This window comes from Gemmatimonas sp. (assembly GCF_021298855.1).
Classification (GTDB): domain Bacteria; phylum Gemmatimonadota; class Gemmatimonadetes; order Gemmatimonadales; family Gemmatimonadaceae; genus Gemmatimonas.
Map to the genome: position 1 here is coordinate 1 of NZ_JAJTHI010000067.1, position 2,682 is coordinate 2,682.

Annotated in this window: 2 protein-coding genes; both read right to left on the minus strand. The window is 67.9% G+C overall.

Translation table 11 applies throughout. The features are described 5' to 3' along the window. Window positions 1-149 precede the first annotated feature (149 nt). Window positions 150-914 carry an IS21-like element ISGau7 family helper ATPase IstB gene (gene istB, locus LW840_RS15770; protein ID WP_291277339.1) on the minus strand — a complete coding sequence of 255 codons (765 nt, stop codon included), beginning with the start codon at window positions 912-914 and terminating at the stop codon, window positions 150-152. After that, entirely contained in the window at window positions 911-2,476 is a 1,566-nt protein-coding gene (gene istA / locus LW840_RS15775) for an IS21 family transposase (RefSeq protein ID WP_291277340.1), read from the minus strand. The genes istB and istA overlap by 4 nt, the downstream gene beginning before the upstream one ends. Window positions 2,477-2,682 lie beyond the last annotated feature (206 nt).

Sequence of the window (2,682 nt, forward strand, 5' to 3'; positions counted from 1 at the left end):
CAGATTTGCCGTCTTTCGATGACTTTTCCCGAGAGCGAGGCATCAAGTAAAGCTGGGTTTCCGGTGGTCAGTCTCCTCGGTGGACACCTCAAATCCGGCCACTGATCGACACTTCAAAACCGGCCACCACGCTGACGGGCTGAGGCTGGTTATCGGGTCGGCGTGACGGAGGTGTCGGTCGCCGCGTGGAGTTTGGTCCGCCAGCTCCGGGGGCCGCAAGTGATCACGTGGGCATGGTGGAGCAGGCGGTCGAGGAGCGCGGTGACGGCGGCGGTGTCGCCGAGCAGCTTGCCCCAGTCGTCGACGGGGCGATTGGAGGTGAGGATCGTGGACGCCCGCTCGTAGCGCCGCATGATCAGTTCGAGCAGATCCTCGGCGGCCGTCGGTGGCAGCTTCCGCATCCCGAGATCGTCGATGATCAGCAGGGGCACCGTGCTGAGCTCCGTGAAGACCTCCTTGCGTGTGCCGTCGAGCGTGGCGTCCGTGAGCTCCTCGAGCAGGAGGTGCGCTTCGCGATACAGGACGCGATGGCCCTGCTGGATCGCCGCCTGGCCGAGCGCCTGCGCCAGGTGACTCTTGCCCGTACCGGGTGGACCGACGAGCAATAGATCTTCGCGTTGCGTGATGAAGCGGCCCGTCGCGAGCTCGAAGAGCAGCGCGCGGTTCATCTTCTTGTTGAAGGTGAAATCGAAGGAGTCCAGCGAGCGACTCGGGTCGCGGAAGCGCGCCTGGACGCGCCGCCGTTCGAGCAGGCGATCCTGCCGCCGCTGCAGTTCATCGTTGACGAGCATGGCGATGAGATCGAGCGGCGGCAGCCGCTCGGCCTGCGCATGGCGGAGGCGTGTTTCCAGGACGTCGGCCATGCCGGAGAGGCGGAGTTTCCGGAGGGCGCGATCCAGTTCGGTGACGTTCATACGGCGGCAGCTCGCTGTTCGATGAGGGCGCGGTAGTCGGTGAGATGGCGGATGAGCGGGTCGATCTGTTTGAGCGCCGTGGCCGGCAGCTTCACGCGCTCGAGATAGCGGCGGAGGAAGCGGTACGACGGCGCCCCCGCTTCGAGGGCGAAGTGGGCGGCGTCTTCGGTCAGGGCCGGGCCATGCTTGCGCGCCAGCGCGAGCACCCCGAGGATACGGCGCGGGGCGAGCACGCCCTCGGTCCGATGGATGTGGTCACACACCGCGCCGATGGACGGCCCCGCTTTGCGGGCCTGATCCAGCAGCGCCAGCGTCTTGGTCGGTGTCCGGGTGGGGCGATCTGCGTCCGCCACGCGATGGTGGCCGCGCCGCGTGCGGAGGTGTTCGCGCAGCAGGCCGCTCGTCTTGGGATCGAGCACGCGGACATGGAGATCATCCCACTGCACGACGACCTGCTGCCCGATCCAGCCGGGCGGCACACTGTAGTAGGCCGCCTCCACTTCGACACAGCCGTCGAGATGCACGACGCGCGTGCCGTGGCGATAGTAGCGAAAGGGCTCGAGGGGGAGCGGCTGCAGATGCGGCCGCTCCTCGGCAAACATCACGCTGACCTGGCGCTTCGTCGTGCCATGGATGCGCGTGTCCGCCCAGCGCACTTCCCACTGATCGAGGTAGGCTTGCGCCGCCTCAATCGTCTCAAAGCGGAGCCCTTTGAGCGGCGTGCGCTGTGTGTGGCCGATGCCCGACTCCACTTTGCCTTTGCGATCCGGATCGCGCACGCGACACGGCAGTGCCACCACCCCGTAGTGCGCGAGCACATCGCGATAGAGCGGATTGAGCTGGGCGTCGTACACGTCGGGCGTGAGCACGCCTTCGCGCAGATTGTCGAGGACGATCACGCGGGGCGTGCCGCCGAGTCGGCGAAACGCCTCCTCGTGCAGCGCCGCCCAGCGCTGGCTACTCGACCGCCACGTGAGCAGCCGCACGGACTTCCGCGAGTACCCGAGCGTCAGCACGAACAGCCGCGTGCGTTTGTACTTGCCGCTGGCCGGATCGCGGACCATCGGCCCCTCGCCATAATCGACCTGGGCCTCCTCCCCCGGGGCGGTCTCGATGATGCCCGCCGGCTCGGGGGTCGTCACGCGCAGGCGCCCGACGAAGCGGCGCACACTCGCATAGCGGCCGTCGAAGCCATGCTGGTCGACGAGGTCCTGCCAGATCGCCATCGCGTTCCGGCCGCGGCGGACGGCGTCTACGACCAGTTCGCGATACGGCTCACACGCGCTCGCCGTCGGTGCCCGGCCCGGCCGCACCGGGGCGGCCACCACCGCATCGGTGGTCACCGAGTCGGTGGACACCTCGCCCGTGGTGGCCGGATTTGGCGGCGGCCACTGCGTCGGCCGGCCCCCACGGCGCCGCACGGCGACGCCAGCCGCCCTGAGATACCCGCTGATCGTCTCGCGGCGCACGCCGGTCGCCGCCTCGATGCGCCGCAGCGACCACCCCAGTCGCCCCAGCGCGATCACCTGCTGCTGTTTGGTCTCGTCCAAGACGTTGCTCATGGCGGTGAACGCCCCTGTCGGGGCGTCCCGCCGGGCTACGCCTCAGCTCGCCTGTGGTGGCCGGTTTTCAGGTGTCCACTGGTGGCCGGATTTGGGTGTCCACCGAAGGTAACTAGAGGGAAACCACTGAAACGCCCAAGGACATACCCACGCGAAAGTCTACTTGTAACCTCGCACGGCAGCGTGACGCCAAGAAAGGTCAGCCC